This window comes from Amycolatopsis plumensis, from assembly GCF_042652605.1.
Taxonomy (GTDB): Bacteria; Actinomycetota; Actinomycetes; order Mycobacteriales; family Pseudonocardiaceae; genus Amycolatopsis; species Amycolatopsis plumensis.
In genome coordinates, this window is record NZ_JBHSJY010000001.1 from 1094072 (window position 1) to 1116009 (window position 21938).

Annotated in this window: 2 protein-coding genes and 1 pseudogene; all 3 read right to left on the reverse strand. The window is 75.4% G+C overall.

The window, feature by feature from the left end; translation table 11 throughout:
- Positions 1 to 72: 72 nt before the first annotated feature.
- A complete protein-coding gene (locus ACFPLC_RS05325; RefSeq protein WP_378188792.1) occupies positions 73 to 1299 on the reverse strand; it encodes a macrolide family glycosyltransferase in 1227 nt (408 codons plus the stop codon).
- Positions 1296 to 12743, reverse strand: a complete 11448-nt coding sequence (locus tag ACFPLC_RS05330; protein WP_446681625.1) for an SDR family NAD(P)-dependent oxidoreductase — start codon at positions 12741 to 12743, stop codon at positions 1296 to 1298. The genes ACFPLC_RS05325 and ACFPLC_RS05330 overlap by 4 nt, the downstream gene beginning before the upstream one ends.
- Before the next feature lie 54 nt (positions 12744 to 12797).
- Positions 12798 to 21929 (reverse strand): annotated as a pseudogene (locus ACFPLC_RS05335) (type I polyketide synthase); the annotation flags it as partial.
- Between the last annotated feature and the right edge of the window lie 9 nt (positions 21930 to 21938).

Sequence of the window (21938 nt, forward strand, 5' to 3'; positions counted from 1 at the left end):
CCGGGCTTGGTGCCGGCGGCGTCGAACGCGCCGCCGGCACCCAGCCCGGCCCACCATCGCCGCTTCGATGGCTCAGCGGGCCGGCGCGGCCAGGCGGGCTTCCACGACGTCCGCGGCGCGCGCGGCTCCGCCCGCGTTCCGCGTCGCCTCGCGCAGGCGCTCGACGTTCTCCCCCACCGACTCGTCGCTCGCCACCGCCAGCACGGCGTCGCGCAGGGACTCCGCGTCCGCTTCCGCCGGGTCGAGCAGGCGGCCGGCGCCGAGTTCCACCGCGCGGCGGGCGACGAAGTGCTCCTCCGGGGTTCCTGGGACCAGGACTTGCCGCACGCCCGCGTGCATCGCCCGCATGACGCTGCTCATCCCGGCGTGGGAAAGCAGCACCGTGGCGTGCGGCAGCACCTCCGTGTGCGGCAGCCAGCGGTACGCCGTCGCGTTCGCGGGGAGCGGGCCGAGGTCGGCCGGGTCGAGGCCGCCGCCGAGGGTCAGGACCACGCGCCACGGCAGCCCTTCGAACGCCTTGGCGCAGCGGGTGAAGAAGCCCGCGTCCCGGTTCTTCTCCGAGCCGAGGGACACCACCACGAGCGGGTCGTCGCCGTCCGGTGGCTGCCACGATCGCTCGCCCGCGGGCACGTCCTCCACGCAGGGGCCGACGAACGCGTGCCGCTCGTCGAAGCTTTCGTGCTCCAGCTGGAACTCCTCGGGGAGGAACACCAGGTTGCTGCTTTCGCACGGGGCGTGGAACTCCTCCATCGGCAGGTCGGCCAGGCCGTGGCTGGCCAGCAGCTCGCCCATCCACGCGAAGAACTCCGAGAAGGCGGGGTGCGAGGCGTCCAGCTCCGGCGCGAACTCCGCCCCGACCAGCGGGCCGAGCTGGAACTTCTCGTTGGCCGCGAACGTCGGGTACAGCTGGATCGCCGGGCGCTGCCACTTCGCGGCCAGCACCCGGCCGGCGGCGTACGTGCTCGAGTCGTAGAGCAGCAGATCGGGCACCTCGCGGCCGGTGAAGAACGACTCGACCGGCGGGATGGTCGCCATCGCCTCCAGCATCGCGCGCAGCGGTTCGCGGGCCAGGTAGTCGGCGTCGAACACCTCCGGCAGCGGCCGTCCCGCCAGCGCCGAGACGTACGGCAGCACCTCGGCGCCCGCCGCCTCCGTCTCGGCGGCGAAGCGCGGGGTGGTCGGCATCGTCACCCGGTGGCCGCGCCGGACCAGCTCGCGCACCACCGGCAGCACCGGGTTCACGTGCCCGTACCCCGGGAACGGCCACACCAGCAGGTGCTTGCCGTCGTTGTCCTTCATCGCGCTGTCCTTTCCGCTGAGGAGAGTTCGCCCGGCGGCACCGTGAGGTCGGCGGGCAGGTGCCCGGCGAGCCAGTCCCGCATCACTTCGGCGGTGCCGGCGGCCAGCGACTCGACCATCGTGAAGTGGTCGCCGGGCACTTCGAGCACCGTGTGCGCTTCCTTCCAGGTGGGCTGCCACGGCTTGGCGCCGTCCGGATCCGGCTCCGGTTCACCCATCGCGTCCGCCGCGCGCAGGAAGAGGATCGGCGCGGCGGGCTCGCCCGGCGTCCACTCCCCGCTGATCCGGAAGTACCAGTCCATCGAGGTGAGCCGGGTGCTGTCCATCCGGCCCGCGATGTCCTCACGGGACAGCAGGCCGGCCATCATCTCCGGCCCCGAGACGCCGAGCGCGGCGGTGTCGTCCGGCCGGAAGCTGTCCATCATCACGATCGCCGCCGGGCGCAGGCCGAGCCGTTCGAGGTAGCACGCCGTCGCGTGCGCCATGAGGCCGCCCGCCGAGTGTCCGAAGAGGACGAAGGCGCCGTCTTCGACGAGCGGCCGCGTCGCCTCGCCGAGCACTTCGGCCGCCGCTTCGATCGACGTCGGCAGGCTCTCCCCCTTCGCGAACCCGGGGTTCGGGAAGGCGTGCAGCTCGTGCGTGCCGCGGAAGGCGGCCGCCATGCGGGCGTACTGGTGCACGCCGCCGAGTCCCGCGTAGGACGAGAACGCGATCAGCTTCGCCGGTGACGGCCCGCGCGAGAGCGTCACGTGCTTCGGGATCCTCGTGGCCTCCGCCGCCGTGGAGAACGTGGAGCGCAGCTTCGAGACGGCCCGCAGCATCTCCCACGTCTCGTGCTCCTTGCCCTGCTCGATGCCGAGCCGGAACAGGTCGCTGAGCGTCTCGCCGTCGTCGGCCGCTGCCGCGGTGGCGCCGGCCGGTGCGGTGGCGCCGGCCGGCGTGACGGTGCCGAGCGCGTCCGCGAGCTGGTCGAGCAGGAACTCCGCAAGGTCGGTCGGCACCGGGTGGTCGAAGACGAGCGAGGCGGGCAGCCGGAGCCCGGTCGCGGCGGCCAGCCCGTTGCGCAGCTCGACGGAGGTGAGCGAGTCGAAGCCGAGCTCGGCGAGCCCGCGGTCCGGTTCGATCGCGTCGGGCCCGGCGAAGCCCAGCACGGCCGCCGCGTAGGACCGGACGAGCCGCACGGTCTCGTCGAGGCGTCCGGCGGGCGGGAGCGCGGCCAGCCGCGTGACCAGTTCCCCGCTGTCGGCCTCGGCCGCCGCCCCGGCCACCCGGCGGGTGACCGGGGCCAGGGCCCGGAACACCTTCGGCAGCGTCTCCCCCTGGGTGCGCAGCGCGGCCAGGTCGAGCGCCACCGGGGCGAGCACGGGTTCTCCCGCGCCGAGGGCGACGTCGAGCAGCCGCAGGCCCTCCCCGGTGGGCAGCGGGGCGACCGCGCCGCCGCCGACCCGGGCCTGGCCCACCTGCTCGGGCGTGCGGCCCGCCTCGACCGACCGGGCCCACAGGCCCCAGTCGAGCGCGAGGGCGGGCAGTCCCCGCGAACGGCGGTGGTGCGCGAGCGCGTCGAGGAACGCGTTCGCGGCGGCGTAGTTGCCCTGCCCGGGCAGGCCGAGCACGCCCGCGACCGAGGAGAAGAGCACGAACGCCGCTAGCTCCCGGTCGGCGGTCAGGTCGTGCAGGTTGAGCGCGACGTCGACCTTCGAGCGCAGCACCGTGTCCATGCGCTCGGGGGTCAGCGACCCGATCGTGCCGTCGTCCATCACCACGGCCACGTGCAGCACCGCGGTCAGCGGGTGCGCCTCGGGGATGCCGTCGAGGACCGCGCGGAGCGAGTCGCGGTCGGTCGCGTCGCACGCGGCGACGGTGACTTCGGCGCCGAGCTCGGCGAGTTCCGCGACCGTCTCGGCGACGCCGTCGGCGTCGGGACCGCGCCGGCTGGTCAGCAGCAGCCGGTGCGCGCCCCGCTCGGTGACGAGGTGCCGGGCGACGCTCCGGCCGAGCGTGCCCGTGCCGCCCACGATCAGCACCGTGCCGTCGGGGTCCCACTTCGCGGGCTCGGCCTCGGCGACGGCCACCCGGGCCAGCCGCGCGACGCTCGTGGCACCCGCGCGGACCGCCAGCTGGGGTTCGCCCGCCGACGCGGCCGCGGGCAGCGCGGCGAGCGAGGCGGGGTCGTCGTCGTGGTCGATCAGGACGATGCGGCCGGGGTTCTCCCACTGGGCGGTCCGCACGAGCCCCCAGACGGCCGCACCCGCGAGGTCCGTGACGGCCTCGCCCGCGGTGGTGACCGCGCCCGACGTGACGACGACGAGCCGGGTCGAGGCCAGCCGGTCCTCGGCGAGCCAGTCCTGGAGCACCGCCAGCACCCGGTTGGCCGTCGCCCGGACCGCGTCGGCGGTCGCACCGGGCGCGACCGGCAGCACCACGGTCCGCACGCCCGCGACACCGGACTCGACGACCTCGCCGAGCGCGGCGACGTCCGGATAGGACTCGATGGTGCGCCGCCCCCGCCCGGCCTCGTCGAGGCGGTCGCGCAGGGCGGGCTCGTCGTCGCCGAGCACCACCCAGATCCCGTCGTCGGCCGGGTCGGCGACGACGGACGGCGACCACTCCAGCCGGAACAGCGAGTCGTGGTGGACCGCGCTCGCCGCCGCGATCGCGTCGGCCGGCATCGGCCGGAAGGCCAGCGAGCCGACGGTCAGCACCGGCGCGCCCGCCTCGTCGACCGCGTCGATCGCGACGCTGTCCGCGCCGGCGGAAGCCAGCCGCACGCGCAGCACCGAGGCACCGGCGGCGTGCAGGGCCACCCCCGACCACGAGAACGGGAACATGGCCGCGCCGTCCTCGCCGATCCGCACGACGCCGAGGCCGAGCGTGTGCAGCGCGGCGTCGAGCAACGCGGGGTGCAGGCCGTACCGGTCGGCCTCGCCGCCGTCGGGCAGCGCGACCTCGGCGAGCACCACGTCGCCCTGCCGCCACGCGGCGCGCAGGCCGCGGAACGCGGGCCCGTAGGCGTAGAAGCCCGCGGCGTCGTCGCCGTAGAAGCCGTCGAGCGCAATCGGCTCGGCGCCCGCCGGAGGCCACTCGCCGCCGAACGGTTCGGACGGCCCGGCGGTGGCTCCGGCGGCCAGCAGCCCGCTCACGTGCCGGGTCCACGGCTGCTCCTCCGGCGCCCCGTCCGGTCGCGAGTGGACGGTGACCGGACGGCGGCCGGACGCGTCGGCCGGTTCGACCCGCACCTGGACGGCCACCCCGCCGCGCGCGGGCAGCACGAGCGGCGCCTCGAACACGAGCTCGTCCACGGTGTCGCAACCGGCCTCGTCGCCCGCGCGGATCGCCAGCTCCACGAACACCGTGGCCGGCACCAGGTTCGTGCCGGCGACGACGTGGTCGGCGAGCCAGGACTGGGTGTTCGCCGAGAGCCGTCCGGTGAACAGGTACCCCGCGGAGCCCGCCAGCGACACCCCGGCACCGAGCAGCGGGTGCTTCGCGGCCGCCAGCCCGAGCGAGACCGGGTCGCCGCCGCCGAAGTCCGGCGCCTTCGGCCAGAACCGCTCGGGGCGGAAGGCGTAGGTCGGCAGCTCGACCGGCCGCGCGTCGTACGGGGCGAAGAAGCGCGGCCAGGTCACGGCCCCGCCCCGGGTGTGCCACTCGGCCAGCGAAGTGTGGAACCGGTCGAGCCCGCCGTCGTCGCGGCGCAGCGTGCCGGTCACCGCGCCCCGCCTGCCCGCGTCGTCCAGCGTTTCCTGGATCGCCGCCGACAGCACCGGGTGCGGGCTGACCTCGACGAACGCCGGGTAGCCCGCGTCCGCGAGCGCGCGAACGGCCGTCGCGAACCGCACCGGCTCGCGCAGGTTCGTGTACCAGTACGCGGCGTCGAGCTCCGCGCCGCCGACCCAGTCGCCGGTGACGCTCGAAAGCATCGGGATCGCGCTCTCGCGCGGCCGCACCGGGGCCAGCACCTCGGCGAGCACGGCTTCGATCCGTTCCACCTGCGCCGAGTGGGACGCGTAGTCGACCGCGATCCGCTTGGCGCGCACCCCGTCGGCGTCCAGGGCCGCGACCAGCTCGTCGATCGCGTCGCGCTCCCCCGCCACCACGACCGCCGAAGGCCCGTTGACCACCGCGACGGAGACCCGTGGTGCCCACGGTGCGATGCGGCGCCGGGCCTCCTCCTCCGGCAGGCCGATCGACGCCATGCCGCCGTGCCCGGACAGCCCGGCTTCGATGGCCTGGCTGCGGCGCACGACGATCGTCGCGGCGTCCTCCAGCGACAGCGCCCCGGCGACGCAGGCGGCGGCGATCTCGCCTTGCGAGTGCCCGACGACGGCGTCCGGCTCGACGCCGGCCGCCCGCCACAGGGCGGCGAGCGAGACCATGACGGCGAACGAGACCGGCTGGACGACGTCGACCCGCTCGAGCGAGGGCGCGTCCGGCTCGCCGCGCAGGACGTCGACGAGCGACCAGTCGACGAGGCCGGCGAAGGCGAGCGCGCATTCCGAAATCCGCTCGGCGAAGACGGGCGAGGCGTCGAGCAGCTCGGCGCCCATCCCGGCCCACTGCGCGCCCTGGCCCGGGAACACGAAGGCGGTCTTGCCGCCCGGCACCGCTTCCGCGCGCACGAGGTTGCTCGCCGCCGTCCCGTCGGCGAGGGCGGCGAGCCCGGCCCGGAACCCGGCGGCGTCGCCGGCCGTCACCGCGGCGCGGTGCTGGAACACCGCGCGCCGCGTCGCCAGGGTGTAGCCGACGTCGGCGAGGTCGACCTCCCCGTTTTCGTCCACATAGGACAGAAGCCGGGCGGCTTGTCCGCGCAGCGCGTCCGCCGTCTTGGCCGAGAGCACCCACGGCAGCGCCACACGGGCGCGCGGTGCGCGGGCCGCGGGCTCGCCCGGTTCGGGCTCTTCGAGGATCACGTGCGCGTTGGTGCCGCTGATGCCGAAGGACGACACCGCCGCGCGGCGGGGCCTTCCGCGGCGTTCCCAGGCCACCGGTTCGGTCAGCAGCCGGACGTGGCCCGCGGACCAGTCGACCTGGGGTGTCGGGGCGTCGACGTGCATGGTCTTCGGCAGCAGGCCGTGCCGCATGGCGAGGATCATCTTGATGATGCCCGCCGCGCCCGCCGCCGCCTGGGTGTGGCCGAGGTTGGACTTGACCGAGCCGAGCCAGAGCGGCCGGTCCTCGGGGTGGTCCTGCCCGTAGGTGGCCAGCAGCGCCTGCGCCTCGATCGGGTCGCCGAGCCGGGTGCCGGTCCCGTGGGCCTCCACGACGTCGACCTCGGCGCCGTCGAGGTCCGCGTCGGCGAGCGCCTGCCGGATGACCCGCTGCTGGGACGGCCCGTTCGGGGCGGTCAGGCCGTTCGACGCGCCGTCCTGGTTGACCGCCGTGCCGCGCACGATCGCCAGGACGGGGTAACCGGCCTCGAGCGCGTCCGAGAGCCGGGCGACGAGCAGCATGCCGAGGCCCTCGCCCCAGCCGGTGCCGTCGGCCGAAGCCGCGAACGATTTCGACCGGCCGCTGGCCGAGAGCGCGCGCTGCCTGCTGTAGTCGATGAAGGTGCTCGGCGTCGACATGACCGTCACGCCGCCGGCGAGCGCGAGCGAACAGTCGCCGCGGCGCAGGGCCTGCGCGGCGAGGTGCAGGGTGACCAGCGACGACGAGCACGCCGTGTCGATGGTGACGGCGGGCCCTTCCAGGCCGAGCACGTAGGACACCCGGCCGGAGGCGACGCTGCCCGAGGTGCCGGTGCCGACGTACCCCTCGGCGCCGTCGGGGAGCAGGAACAGCTGGGCGCCGTAGTCGTGGTACATCACGCCGGTGTAGACGCCGGTTTCGCTGCCCTTCAGCGACGTCGGGTCGATCCCGGCCGACTCGATCGCTTCCCAGCAGCCTTCCAGCAGCAGCCGCTGCTGCGGGTCCATGGCGAGGGCCTCGCGCGGGCTGATGCCGAAGAACGCGGCGTCGAACTCCGCGGCGTCGTGGAGGAACCCGCCCTCCCGCACGTAGCTGGAGCCGGCCTGGTCCGGATCGGCGGCGAACAGCGCCTCCAGGTTCCACCCCCGGTCCAGCGGCATCGGCGAAATCCCGTCGCCGCCGGCCTCGACCAGCGACCACAGGTCGTCGGGGTTGCGCACGCCGCCGGGGTACCGGCAGCTCATCCCGATGATCGCGATCGGCTCGTCGCCGGATGCCCGGGCCGTGCGCGTGCGCGTCCGCGCCGGGGCCTCGCCGAAAACGCGTTCGAGCAAGTGGTCGGCGAGCACGACCGGGTTCGGGTAGTCGAAGATCAGGGTGGCGGGCAGGCGCAGCCCGGTCGCCGCCGCGAGCCCGTTGCGGAGTTCGAGCGCCGTCAACGAGTCGAAGCCCAGCTCGCGGAACGCCCGGCCGGGCTCGACGCCGGTCGCGTCGGGGTGCCCCAGCACGGCGGCGGCCTGCGCGCGGACCAGCTCGACGACCGCGTCCCGCCGCTCGTCCGGGGCCAGCTCGGCGAGCCGTTCGCCGAGCGCGGTGGCGGATCCCCGCCGGGCCGCGGCGCCGGCGCTGCGACGGCGGACGGCGGGCACCAGCGCCCGCCAGACCGGCGCGAGGGCGTCGCCGATCCCGCGCAGCGCGGGCAGGTCGAGCCGCATCGGCACGTGCAGGGCGCTCGGCGCCGCCATGGCCGCGTCGAACAGCGCGCGGCCCTCGGCGGCGGACAGCGGCAGCACCCCACCGCGGGCGATCCGGGAGCGGTCCGCGTCGTCGAGCCCGCCGGTCATCGCGCCGGCCTCGTTCCACAGCCCCCACGCCAGCGACCGGCCGGGCAGGCCCGAAGCCGCGCGGTGGGCCATCAGCGCGTCGAGGAACGCGTTCGCGGCGGCGTAGTTGCCCTGCCCGGCGGCGCCGACGACACCGGAGATCGAGGAGAACACCACGAACTGGCGCAGGTCCATCTCGCGGGTCAGCTCGTGCAGCCACCACGCGGCGTCCGCCTTCGGCCGCAGCACGGTGGCGAGCCGGTCCGGGGTCAGCGCTTCGACGATGCCGTCGTCCAGGACCCCGGCCAGGTGCACGACGGAGCTGGGCCGGGCGGACGCGAGCAGCTCGGCCAGCGCGTCCGGATCGGCCACGTCACAGGCGACGACTTCGGCGTGGGCACCGAGTTCGGTGAGCTCGGCGACGAGCTCGGCCGCTCCCTCGGCGGCGAGGCCGCGGCGGCCGGCGAGCAGGAGCTTGCGGACGCCGTGCGCCGTCACCAAGTGCCGGGCGAAGACCCCGCCGAGGGCTCCGGTGCCGCCGGTGACGAGCACGGCCCCGTCGCCCCAGTCCACAGTGGACTCCGGGGCCGGCGGGGCGCCGCGGACGAACCGCGGCGCGCGGAGCACGCCGTCGCGCACGGCCAGCTGGGGCTCGCCGGTGCCGAGCGCGGCCGCCAGCACGGCGTCACCGGCGTCACCGGCGTCCTCGCTGCCGTCGGTGTCGAGGAGCACGAACCGGCCGGGGTTCTCCGTTTGCGCCGAGCGCACCAGGCCCCACACCGTCGCGGCGGCGGGATCGGTGACGCCGGAACCGGCCGCGACCGCTCCCCGGGTGCGGAAGACGAGCCGGGACGCGGCGAACCGCGGGTCGGCGAGCCACGCCTGCACGAGGCCGAGCGCCTGGGCGGCCAGCGCGTGGGCCCGCCCCGGCAGTTCGCCGTCGGCCGCCGGGGACACCAGCACGTGCTCGGGCACCGTGGCGCCGTCGTCGATCCGCGCGGCCAGCTCGGTCAGGTCGGTCAGCTCGGCCCCGGCCAGCTCGGTCCAGCCGGCCTTCGCCCCGGCCGGGACGTCCGGCCAGGCGAGCTCGAACAGCGACTCGGTCCCACCGGCCTGCCCCGGTTCCGCGGGGCCCCCGCGCAAGGTCAGCGACTCCACGGTCAGCACCGGCGCACCCGCCGGGTCCGTCACGTGCAGCACGACCGCGTCCTCGGTGGCGGCGGGGCTCAGCCGCACGCGCAGCGAGGCCGCGCCCGCCGCGTGCAGCTCGACGCCGGTCCAGGAGAACGGCAGCACGGTGGTCCCGGACGCGGCGCCGGGCAGCGCCGCGCCGGAGCCGACGCCGAGCGCGTGGAGCCCGGCGTCGAGCAGCGCCGGGTGCAGCCCGAAGCGGCCGGCCTCCGCCGCCGCGTCCTCGGGCAGGGAGACTTCGGCGAAGAGCTCGTCACCGCGCCGCCACACCGCGGTGAGTCCCTGGAACACCGGCCCGTAGGCCAATCCCGCGGCGGCCAGCTTGCCGTAGGCGTCGGTCAGCTCGACCCGGGTCGCGTCTTCCGGCGGCCACGCGGTGTCCTGGTCGATCCCGGCCGCGGCGCCGGTGCCGAGCACGCCGGTCGCGTGCCGGGTCCACGGTGCGTCGGCGCCCTCGTCCTCGGGCTGGGAATGGACGCTGATCGCCCGCGCGCCCGCGTCATCGGCGTCGCCGACGACGACCTGCAGCCGGACCCCGCCGCGTTCGGGCAACGCCAGCGGCACGGCGAGGGTGAGCTCCTCCACGTGCGTGCAGCCGAACTCGTCGCCCGCGCGCACCGCCAGCTCGAGGAACGCCGTGCCGGGCACCAGGATCGTGCCGGCGACGACGTGGTCGGCCAGCCACGGCTGGGTGCGCGTCGACAGCCGTCCGGTGAACACCGCACCGCCGGCCCCCGCGAGCCCGACCACCGCGCCCAGCAGCGGGTGCTCGGCGCCGCTCAGCCCGGCGTAGCGCATCCCGTCACTCCCGCCGGGCAGCACGACGTCCGGCCAGTAGCGGCTGCGCTGGAACGGGTAGGTCGGCAGGTCGGCCCGGCGCGCGCCGCGCCCGGCGAAGACCGCGGCCCAGTCCGGCGAGACACCGGCGGCGTGCAGGACCCCCACCGCGGTGGTCAGCGCCTCGGCCTCGTCGCGGTCCCGGCGCAGGACCGGGATCACCACGCCGTCGCCGTCCAGGCACTCCTGCGCCATCGGGGTGAGCACGGCGTCCGGGCCGAGCTCCACGAACCGGGTGGCACCCAGCGCCCGCAGCGAGCGGACGGCGTCGTGGAAGCGCACCTCGCGGCGCACCTGCCGGACCCAGTACTCGGCGGTGCTCAGCTCGCCCGGCTTCGCCGCTTCCCCCGTCACCGTCGAGACGACCGTGATCGATGGGTCCTGATAGGACAGTCCTTCGGCGACGGCCGCGTACTCCGCCAGCATCGGTTCCATCCGCGGCGAGTGGAACGCGTGGCTGACCCGCAGCCGCCGGGTCTTGCGGCCCTGCCGCTCGAACTGCGCGGCGACGTCGAGCACGGCCGGCTCGTCACCGGACAGCACGACCGACGCGGGCCCGTTGACCGCCGCCAGGGAGACACCGCCGGTGAGCAGCGGCGCGACCTCCGCCTCGGTGGCCGCGACGGCGACCATCGCGCCACCGGCGGGCAGCTGCTGCATGAGCCGGCCGCGCGCGGCGACGAGCACGGCGGCGTCTTCGAGCGAGAGGACACCGGCGACGTGCGCGGCGGCGAGCTCGCCGATCGAGTGTCCCGCGACCAGGTCGGGGGCCAGCCCCCAACGGCCGAGGAACCGGTACAGCGCGACCTCCACCGCGAACAGCGCGGGCTGGGTGTACTCGGTCCGCTCCAGCACCTCGGCCCCGGCGCCGAGCAGCTCCCGCAGCGGCCGGTCGAGGTGGCGGTCCAGCTCGGCGCCCACCCGGTCGAGCTCCTCGGCGAACGCGGGGAACGCCGCGGCGAGACCGGCGGCCATCCCCGTCCGCTGGGCACCCTGCCCGGAGAACAGGAACGCCGTGCGCCCTTCGGTGGCCACCCCGGTGAGCACCCCGGGCGCCCGCTCGCCCGCGGCGAGCGCGTCGAGGCCGCGCAGGGCGGTCTCGACGTCGTCGGCGAGCAGGACGGCACGGTGCTCGAAGGCGGAGCGGGAGGTGGCCAGCGAGTAGGCCACGTCGACGGCGGCGGGCTTCGTGGCCGAGGCGAGCAGCTCGCGCAGCCGCCGGGCCTGGGCCCGCAACGCCGCGTCGGTGCGGCCCGACAGCGGCCACGGCGTCGGCGCGTGCACCCGGACCGGCTCCGGCGCGGTTTCGTCGGGCCGGGGCGCCTCCTCGATGATCAGGTGCGCGTTCGTGCCGCTGACCCCGAACGCCGAGACCCCGGCCCGGCGCTTCTCCCCGGTCCACGGCTGAGGCTCGGTCAGCAGGCGCACGTCACCCGCCGTCCAGTCGACCCGGCTCGACGGCCGGTCGGCGTGCAGCGTCTTCGGCAGCTCGCCGTGCTGGAGCGCCAGCACGACCTTCAGCACGCCCGCGACACCCGCCGCCGCCTGCGTGTGGCCGAGGTTCGACTTGATCGAGCCCAGCCACAGCGGGCGGTCGCGGTCCTTCCCGTAGGTGGCCAGCAGCGCCTGGGCCTCGATCGGGTCGCCGAGCGAGGTGCCCGTTCCGTGCGCCTCGACGGCGTCCACATCGGACGGGGAGAGCCCGGCGTCGGCGAGCGCCTGCCGGATGACCCGTTGCTGCGACGGGCCGTTCGGCGCGGTCAGGCCGTTCGAGGCACCGTCGGAGTTGATCGCCGAACCCCGCACCACCGCGAGCACCGGGTGGCCGTTGCGCCGCGCGTCGGAAAGCCGTTCCAGCAGCAGCATCCCGGCGCCCTCGCTCCAACCGACACCGTCGGCGGAGTCGGAGAACGCCTTGCAGCGGCCGTCGGCGGCCAGCCCGCGCTGGCGGCTGAAGGCGATGAACGCCCCCGGCGTCGCCATCACGGTCACGCCGCCGGCCAGCGAGAGCCGGCACTCACCGGCCCGGAGGGCCTGCGCCGCGAGGTGCACCGAGACCAGCGAAGACGAGCACGCCGTGTCGACGGTCAGCGTGGGGCCTTCGAGCCCGAGCGCGTATGCGATGCGCCCCGACAGCACGCTGGCCGAGCTGCCGGTGCCGAGGTAGGCCTCGGTGTCGGGGGCCAGCGCCGCGAGCCCGCCGTAGTCCTGCCCGTTGGTCCCGGCGAAGACCCCGACCTGGCCGCCGCGCAGGGAGGCGGGATCGATGCCGGCGCGTTCGATCGCCTCCCACGACGTCTCCAGCAACAGCCGCTGCTGCGGGTCCATCGCCAGCGCCTCGCGCGGCGAGATGCCGAAGAACGCCGGGTCGAACTCGCCCGCCGCGTCGAGGAAGCCGCCCTCGGCGACGTAGCTCGTCCCCGGCTTGTCGGGATCGGGGTCGTAGAGCGAATCGAGGGCCCAGCCGCGGTCGGCGGGGAACTCCGCCATCACGTCGACGCCGCCGGACAGCAGGTCCCACAGCCGCTCCGGGGTGTCGGCGCCGTGCGGGAAGCGGCAGCTCATCCCGACGATGGCGACCGGCTCCGGCAGGGCCGCCTCGGCTTCGCTCAGCCGCTGCCGGGTCTGGTGGAGGTCGGCCGTCACCCGCTTGAGGTAGTCGAGGAGCTTGTCCTGGTCCGCCATCCTGGTTTCTCCGGTTCGTCGTCTCGCTGGCTGAAATGGCTCTTCGGACCGGCCTCAGCCGAGGCCGAGCTCCTGGTCGATGAAGGCGAAGACCTCGTCCGAGGTCGCCGTCTGCAGCTGTTCCGCGACCTCGGTCCCGCGTTCGCCGTGCTGTGCGTCGCCGAGCTGCTTCACGAGGGCCTGCAGGCGGGCGGTGAGGCGGGTGCCCGCGAGCTGCTCGACCGGCAGCGCGGCCACGGCGCTTTCCAGCCGGTCCAGCTCGGCCAGTACCGGCACGACCTCGGCCTCGCCGTCGGCGAACAGCTCGCCGCGCAGCCGCTGCGCCAGCGCGGCGGGGTTCGCGTGGTCGAACACGACGGTCGCCGGCAGCGCGACGCCGGTGATCGCGACGAGCACGTTGCGCAGCTCCACCGCGGTGAGCGAGTCGAAACCGAGGTCCGAGAACGCCTTCCCCGGCTCGATCGCGCTCGCGCCCTCGTGCCCGAGCACCTGCGCGGCCTGCCCGCGCACGAGCTCGAGCATGGCGTTGGCCCGGTCGCCGTCCGGCAGCGCCGCCAGCCGGGCCTTGAAGTCCGACGACGAGCTCTCCGGTTCCGCGGCGGAGGCGCGCCGGGCTTCGGGGATTTCGTCGAACAGCCGGCTCGGCCGCAGCGCCGTGAACCCGGGCGCGAAGCTTTCCCAATCCACGTCGGCCACCACCAGGCACGCGTCGGGCCGCGCGGCGGCGCGCGCCATCGCGATCATGGCCGTGCGCGGCGGCAGCGCCCGCACGCCGCCCCGGCGCTGCCGGCTCGCCACCGTCTCGCCCGCGGCCATGCCCGCCTCGGCCCACGGCCCCCACGCGATGGAGGTGGCGGGGAGGCCGGCCGCGCGGCGCTGCTCGGCCAGCGCGTCGAGCGCGCTGTTCGCGGCGACGTAGTTGCCCTGGCCCGCCGCGCCGATCGTGCCCGCGAAGGAGGAGAACAGCACGAAGGCCGCGAGGTCCCGGTCGCGGGTGAGCTCATCCAGATGCCCGGCGGAGTCCACTTTGGCCGCGAGCACGGCGGCGAGCCGGTCCGGGGTCAGCGAGTCGAGCACGCCGTCGTCGAGGACGCCCGCGGCGTGCACCACCGCCGTCAGCGGGTACTCCTCCGGGATCTCCGCGAGCAGCCGCTGCACCGCCTCCCGGTCGGCGACGTCGCACGCGACGACACTGACTCGCGCGCCGAGGTCCGCCAGCTCGGCCACGAGGTCCGCCGCGCCGGGCGCGTTCTCGCCGCTCCGGCTGGCGAGCACGAGGTGCTCCGCTCCCCGGCCCGCCGCCCAGCGGGCGACCTCCGCGCCGAGCGCACCCGTGCCGCCCGTGATGAGCGTGGTGCCCGGCACGGGCCACTCGGCCGCCGGGCCGGCGGGAGCGGCACGCAGCAGCCGCCTGCCGAAGACGCCGGTCGCGCGGATCGCGACCTGGTCCTCGCCGTCGAGGCCGGCCAGCACCCCGGCGAGCTGGTCGGCGCCGCGTTCGTCGAGTATCTCGGGCAGGTCCACGGCGCCGCCCCAGCGGTCCGGCGCCTCCTGGGCCGCGACCCGGCCGAGGCCCTGGACCGCGGCACCGGTCCGGCTGCGCACCGGTTCCGTCGCGTCGACCGACACCGCGCCCGTGGTCAGGCACCAGAGCGGGGCCGTGACACGCGCGTCCCCGAGCGCCTGCACGAGCGCCAGCGTCACCGCCGGTTCGCCGGTATCGGCCAGCGAGCACAGGGAGACCACGCCGGCGAGCTCCGGCTCGGCCGAGGCGGCCGCGCGCACCTGCTCGGCGAGCGCGGCGCGGTCCGCGCCCGGTTCGATCTCGACCGGCACACAGTGACCGAGCCGCTGTTCGAGGGCCTTCCGGACGGTCGTGGCGCCGTCGTCGGCCCGCACGGGCAGCACCAGCAGCCAGGTCCCGGCCGGGGCGGGGCGGGCGGCCGTCTCGATCCGCCGCCACCCGACCCGGTAGCTCCACGAGTCCACAGTGGACTTCTCGGTGTGCTCGCGCCGCCAGGCCGACAGCGCGGGCAGCAGCGACCCGAGCGTGGTTTCGCCGTCGACGGACAGGGTTTCGGCGAGCGCGTCGAGGTCCTCGCGCTCGACGGCCGCCCAGAACTGCGCGTCGACGCCGTTCGACGGGGCGGCCGCGGCCGCCCTCGCCGCGTCGAACCGAGGCCAGTAGTGCCGTCGCTGGAAGGCGTAGCCGGGCAGCGCGACCCGGCGCGCGCCGGTGAACAGCCGCGTCCAGTCGATCCGGTGTCCGGTGACGTGGAGCGCCGCGAGCGCCGTCAGCACGCTCTCCGGCTCGGGCCCGCCGTTCTTGCGCAGGACCGCGGCCATCGTGGCGTCGGCCGACTCGGCGGCCATCGCCGCGAGCACGCCGTCGGGGCCGAGTTCGAGGAACCGGGTGACCCCCTTCCCGGCGAGGAAGGTGATCCCGTCGTGGAACCGCACCGCCTGCCGGACGTGCCGGACCCAGTAGTCCGGCGAGGTCAGTTCGCCCGCCGCGGCGAGGGTGCCGGTCACGTTGGACACGACGGGAATCGACGGCTCGTGGTAGGTCAGCTCCGCCGCGACGCGCCGGAACTCGGCGAGCATCGGCTCCATCCGCGGCGAGTGGAACGCGTGGCTGACCGTCAGCCGGCGCGTCTTCCGCTCGTCCCGGAACCGCGCGGCGACCGCCTCGACGGCGTCCTCGTCGCCGGAAACCACGACCGAGGCGGGCCCGTTCACCGCCGCGATCGACACCCCTTCGGTGAGCAGCGGGGTGATTTCGGCCTCGCTCGCCTGGATCGCCACCATCGCGCCGCCGGGCGGCAGGGCCTGCATCAGCCGTCCCCGCGCGCCGACGAGCCGGCAGGCGTCGGCCAGCGAGAGCACGCCGGCCACGTGGGCCGCCGCGAGCTCGCCGATCGAGTGGCCGAGCAGGTGGTCCGGCGTGACGCCCCACGACTCCAGCAGCCGGAACAGCGCGACTTCGAGCGCGAACAGCGCGGCCTGCGTGTACCGCGTCCGGTCGAGCAGCCCGGTGTCACCGAACATCACCTCACGCAGCGGGTGGTCCAGTTCGGGGTCCAGGTGCGCGCACACCGCGTCCAGCGCCTCGGCGAACACGGGGAACGCCCCGGCCAGCTCCCGGCCCGCGCCGGCCCGCTGCGCGCCCTGTCCCGAGAACAGGAACGCCGAGCGGCCTTCCGCGACCTCTCCGGTGACACCGCCCCGGCCGCCCTCGGCGAGCGCCGTCAGCCCGGCCAGCGCGGCGGCCCGGTCGGCCGCGAGCACCACGGCCCGGTGTTCGAGCGACGCCCGGCCGGTGAGCAGCGACCAGCCGATGTCGGCAAGCTCCGCTTCCGTGCGGGACTCCACGACGCCGGCGAGCGCCCGCGCCTGGGCGCGCAGCGCGTCGGCACCGCGCGCCGAGAGCACGAGGGGCACCGCGCCGCCGTCGACGACGGGCTCGGCGTCCCGCGCCGGGGCCGGTTCGGTGTCCTCCTCGATGATGACGTGGGCGTTGGTGCCGCTGAGGCCGAAGGAGGAAATGCCGGCGCGGCGGGGACGATCGCCCCCGGTCCACGGCACCGGTTCGGTCGCCAGCGCGACTCGGCCCGCGGTCCAGTCCACGTGCGACGTCGGGGAGTCGACGTGCAGGGTCCGCGGCAGGACGCCGTGGCGCAGGGCCAGCACCATCTTCAGCACGCCGGCCACCCCGGCGGCCGCCTGCGTGTGCCCGAGGTTCGACTTCACCGACCCGAGCCACAGCGGCCGGTCGCGGTCCTTCCCGTAGGTGGCCAGCAGCGCCTGCGCCTCGATCGGGTCACCGAGCGTGGTGCCCGTCCCGTGCGCCTCGACCGCGTCCACATCGGACGCTTCGAGCCCGGCGGCAGCCAGCGCGTCACGGATCACCCGTTGCTGCGACGGGCCGTTCGGGGCGGTCAGGCCGTTCGACGCGCCGTCGGAATTCACCGCCGAGCCCTTGACGACGGCGAGCACCGGGTGCCCGTTGCGGCGCGCGTCGGACAGGCGCTCGACCAGCAGCAGGCCGACGCCTTCGCCCCAGGCCGTGCCGTCCGCGTCGTCGGAGAACGCCTTCACCCGGCCGTCGGGGGCCAGCCCGCGCTGGCGGCTGAACTCGAGGAACGAGCCCGGCGTCGACATCACCGTCACGCCGCCCGCCAGCGCGAGCGAGCACTCGCCGCGCCGCAGCGACTCACTCGCCCAGTGCAGGGCGACCAGCGACGACGAGCACGCCGTGTCGACGGTGACCGCGGGACCTTCCAGGCCGAGCGTGTACGCCACGCGGCCGGACACGATGCTCGCCGCGTTGCCGGTGCCCGCGTGCCCGGCGGAGTCCTGGTCGGCGTAGGCGAGCAGCATCGGGTAGTCCTGCCCGTTGGTCCCGACGAACACCCCGACCGGGCTGCCCTGCACCGACCGGGGGTCGATCCCGGCGTCTTCGAGCGCCTCCCACGACGCTTCGAGCAGCAGCCGCTGTTGCGGGTCCATCGCCACCGCTTCCCGGGGCGACACCCCGAAGAAGCCCGCGTCGAACTCCGCGGCGCCGTCGAGGAAACCGCCGTGCCGGGTGTACGACGTGCCGGGCCGTTCCCCGTCGGGGTCGTACAGCGCCTCGACGTCCCAGCCGCGGTCCTCGGGGAACGGCGTCATCGCGTCGACGCCGAGGTCCAGCAGCCGCCACAGCGCCTCGGGCGAGTCGGCGCCGCCGGGGAACCGGCAGCTCATCCCGACGATCGCGATCGGCTCGTCGAGCGCGACGGTCCGCGCGGCGCGGGCCGGTTCCGGCGCGCCGCCGAACAGTTCGGCGTGGAGGTGGCCGGCCAGCGCCTGGGCCGTCGGGTGGTCGAAGACCGTCGTCGAGGGCAGGGACAGGCCGGTGGCCGCGCCGAGCGCGTTGCGGAACTCGACGGCGGTCAGCGAGTCGAACCCGAGTTCCTGGAAGGCCCGGGCGGGATCGACGTGTTCGGGGCCCGGGTGGCCGAGTGCGGCCGCGGCGTGGGCGCGCACCAGTTCGAGCACGGCAGCCGGCCGTTCGGCTTCGGGCAGGTCGGCGGGCAACGGGCTCGCGGCGGCCGGTGACCGCTGCCCGGCGACGCGGCGCACCTCCGGGAGCTCGGCGAGCAGCGCGCTCGGCCGGGCGGTGGAGAAGCCGGGCGCGAACCGGGCCCAGTCGACGTCGGCGACCGTCACCGTGACGGCGCCGGTGAGCTGCCCCAGCGCCAGGGTGGCGGCGGCAGGCGGCAGCGGGGTGAGGCCGCCACGGCGCATCCGCTCGGCCCCGTCGGCGGCCATCCCCGACTCGGCCCACGGGCCCCAGGCGATCGAGGTCGCGGGCAGTCCCAGGCCGTGCCGGTGTTCGGCCACGGCGTCCAGATAGGCGTTGGCCGCCGCGTAGCTGCCCTGCCCGGCCGCGCCGACCGTGCCGGCGAACGACGAGAACAGCACGAACGCGTCCAGCTCGAGGCCGAGCTCGGCCGAGACCTCGTGCAGGGTCCGGGCGGCCACGCCCTTCGCCCGCACGACCGCCGCGAGCCGCTCGGGGGTCACGGCGTCCAGCACGCCGTCGTCCAGCACCCCGGCCGCGTGCACGATCGCCGTGACTTCGCTTCCCGCGGACTTCAGCGCGGCTCGGCACTGCTCGGCGTCGGCGACATCGGCGGCGAGCACGCTGACCTCGACGCCGAGGTCCGTCAGTTCTGCCGCCAGTTCCCGGGCTCCGGGCGCGTCCGGTCCCCGGCGGGACAGGAGGGCCACCTTCTCGGCGCCCGCCTCGGCGGCCCACCGCGCGACCCGCGCGCCCAGCGCGCCCGTGCCCCCGGTGATCACCACGGTCCCGCGCGGCCGCCAGGCGCCTTCCTTCGCCGGTGCCGTCCGGATCAGCCGTCGGCCGAGCACACCGGAGTCGCGGACGGCGAGCTGATCTTCATCGTCCTTGTTGGACAGCGCGGCGGCGAGATGCCGCGCCGAGCGGTCGTCGAGTTCCGCCGGCAGGTCGACGAGACCGCCCCATCGCTCGGGGAACTCCAGGGCCGCGACGCGGCCGAGGCCCCAGAGCTGGGCCTGGGCAGGGTCGGTGACGGTGTCCGGCACGGCACCGCGCGTCACGCACCACAGCGGCGCGGTGACACCGGCGTCGCCGAGCGCCTGGATCAGGGTGAGGGTGCCCGCGACCGCGCGGAACCGGTCGGGATCGGGGGTGGCGTCGAGCGCGAGCAACGACAGCACCCCGGCGTACCCGGCCTCCGGGACCGATCGCGCGAGCGATCCACGGTCGGCGGTGTGCGGATCGACCACGATCGTGGTGACGTCGGCGCCACCGTCGGCGAGTGCGCGCAGCACCGCGTCGTGACCGGACGCCGCGGCGGGCACGACGGCCAGCCAGGCGCCGTCGAGCCGTCCGGGTTCCACCGGCAGCGGCTTCCAGGTCGCCCGGTGGCACCACTGGTCCACTTCGGACTGTTCGGTGGGGCCGGCGGTTTCTCCGGGATCCAGCCAGAAGCGCTCGCGCTGGAAAGCGTAGGTCGGCAGCGGGACGCGCGCGGCCGCGCGGCCGGCGAAGAACCGTTCCCAGTCCGGGGACAGCCCGCTCACCTGCAGCCTGCCGACGGCGACCGTGATCGACTCGACGTCGGCGCGGTCCTTGCGCAGCGCCGAGACCAGCGTGCCCTCGACGGACTCCGCCGCCATCGCGGTCAGCACACCGTCCGGGCCGAGCTCCAGGAACCGGGTCACGCCCTGGCCGGCCAGGTACGTCACGCCGTCGTGGAACCGGACGGTGGCCCGCACGTGCCGGACCCAGTACTCCGGCGTGGTCAGGTCTTCCGACGGCGTTCCGGTCACATTGGACACCACCGGGATCGCGGGAGCGTGGTAGGTCAGCGTCTCCGCGACCCGGCGGAACTCGTCCAGCATCGGCTCCATCCGCGCCGAGTGGAACGCGTGGCTCACCGGCAACCGGCGGGTCTTCCGGCCCTCGAACCGCTTGACGACCGCGTCGACCGCGGCCTCGTCACCGGAGAGCACCACCGACGACGGGCCGTTCACCGCCGCGATCGACACCCCCTCGACCAGCAACGGCGAGACCTCGGCCTCCGCGGCCTGCACCGCCACCATCACCCCACCCGAAGGCAGCGCCTGCATCAACCGGCCCCGTGCCGAGACCAGGACACACGCGTCCTCGAGCGAGAGAACACCGGCCACGTGCGCCGCCGCCAGCTCCCCGATCGAATGCCCGACGAGGAAGTCCGGGGTCACGCCCCAGGATTCGACGAGCCGGAACAACGCCACCTCGACGGCGAACAACGCCGCCTGCGTGTGCACGGTCTGATTCAGCAGCTCGGCGTCGTCGCCGAACATCACCGCACGCAGGCCCTCCACGCGGGCACACACGGCGTCCACCGTCTCGGCGAACACGGGGAACGCGTCGTACAGCTCCTGCCCGGCACCGAGCCGCTGCGCGCCCTGGCCGGAGAAGAGAACCGCCGTCTTGCCCGCTTTCCCCTTGCCCGGCGCGACTCCGCGGACCTGGTTCGGCGAGTGGCGACGTCCGGCCAGCGCCGCCAGCTCCGTGCGCAGCCCCGCCCGGTCGGCGCAGACGAGCACGGCCCGGTGCTCGAAGGTCGCCCGCGCGGTGGCCAGCGAATACGCCAGGTCGGTGAGCGTGACGTCCGGATTCTCGTCCACATAGGACAAGAGGCGGGTGGCTTGTGCGGCCAGTGCCTCCTCGCCCCGGGCGGACAGCACCACCGGCACGACCGCCGTCCCCACCTGCGCGGGCTCCGGCTCGGCGACGTCCACCGCGGGTGGTTCCTCGACGATCACGTGGGCGTTCGTGCCGCTGATGCCGAACGACGAGATCCCGGCGCGGCGGACCCGCTCGCCGCCGGGCCACGGCCGCGCCTCGGTGAGCAGCTCGACCGCGCCGGCGGACCAGTCCACCTGCGGGGTCGGCTCGTCGACGTGCAGCGTGCCGGGCAGCAGCCCGTGGCGCAGCGCGAGCACCATCTTCATCACGCCCGCGACGCCGGCCGCCGCCTGGGTGTGCCCGATGTTCGACTTGATCGAGCCCAGCCGCAGCGGCTCCGCGCCCGCGCGGTTGCGGCCGTAGGTCGCCAGCAGCGCGTGCGCCTCGATCGGGTCGCCGAGCGCGGTGCCGGTCCCGTGCGCCTCGACGGCGTCCACATCGGACGCTTCGAGGCCCGCGCTGTCCAGTGCCTCGCGGATGACCTGCTGCTGGGACGGCCCGTTCGGGGCGGTCAGGCCGTTGGACGCACCGTCGGAGTTCACCGCCGAACCCTTGACGACGGCCAGCACCGGGTGGCCGTTCCGCTGCGCGTCCGATAGGCGCTCCAGCAAAAGCAGTCCGGCCCCTTCGGCCCAGCCCGTGCCGTCGGCGGCCGCGGCGAACGGCTTGCAGCGCCCGTCCGCGGCGAGCCCGCGCTGGCGGCTGAACTCGAGGAACATGCCCGGCGTCGACATCACCGTCACGCCGCCCGCCAGCGCCAGCGAACACTCCCCGCGCCGCAGCGACTGCGCCGCCCAGTGCAGCGCGACCAGTGAAGACGAGCACGCGGTGTCCACCGTGATCGCCGGTCCCTTGAGGCCGAGCACGTAGGCGACCCGGCCCGAGGCGATGGCGGTCGAGGTCCCGGTCAGCAGGTGCCCTTCGACGCCTTCGGGCAGGCTGGTCAGCCCGGAGCCGTACCCGGTCGACGCGGCCCCGACGAACACGCCGGTCCGGCTGTTCTTCAGCGTCAGCGGATCGATCCCCGCCCGCTCGAAGGCCTCCCAGGAAATCTCCAGCAGGAGGCGCTGCTGCGGGTCGGTGGCGAGCGCCTCGCGCGGGCTCATCCCGAAGAACGCCGGGTCGAACTGCGCCGCGTCGTACACGAACCCGCCCTCGCGGACGTAGGTCGAGCCGGACCGGCCCGGGTCCTCGTCGTAGAGCGCGGCGGGCCAGTTGCGGTCCAGCGGGAACGAGGAGATGCCGTCGCCGCCGTCGGCGAGCAGCCGCCACAGCTCCTCCGGCGTGCGCACCCCGCCGGGGTAGCGGCAGCTCATCGCCACGATGGCGATCGGCTCCGACTCCTTCTCCTCGACCTCACGCAGCTGTCGATGGGCCTGCCGCAGATCAGCGGTCACCTTCTTGAGGTAGCCGAGCAGCTTGTCCTCGTC

What these genes read in the sequence shown, in the direction of transcription:
- ACFPLC_RS05325 (WP_378188792.1), bottom strand. Translation starts at nt 1,299, where the DNA reads ATGAAGGACAACGACGGCAAGCACCTGCTGGTGTGGCCGTTCCCGGGG.
- ACFPLC_RS05330 (WP_446681625.1), bottom strand. Translation starts at nt 12,743, where the DNA reads ATGGCGGACCAGGACAAGCTCCTCGACTACCTCAAGCGGGTGACGGCC.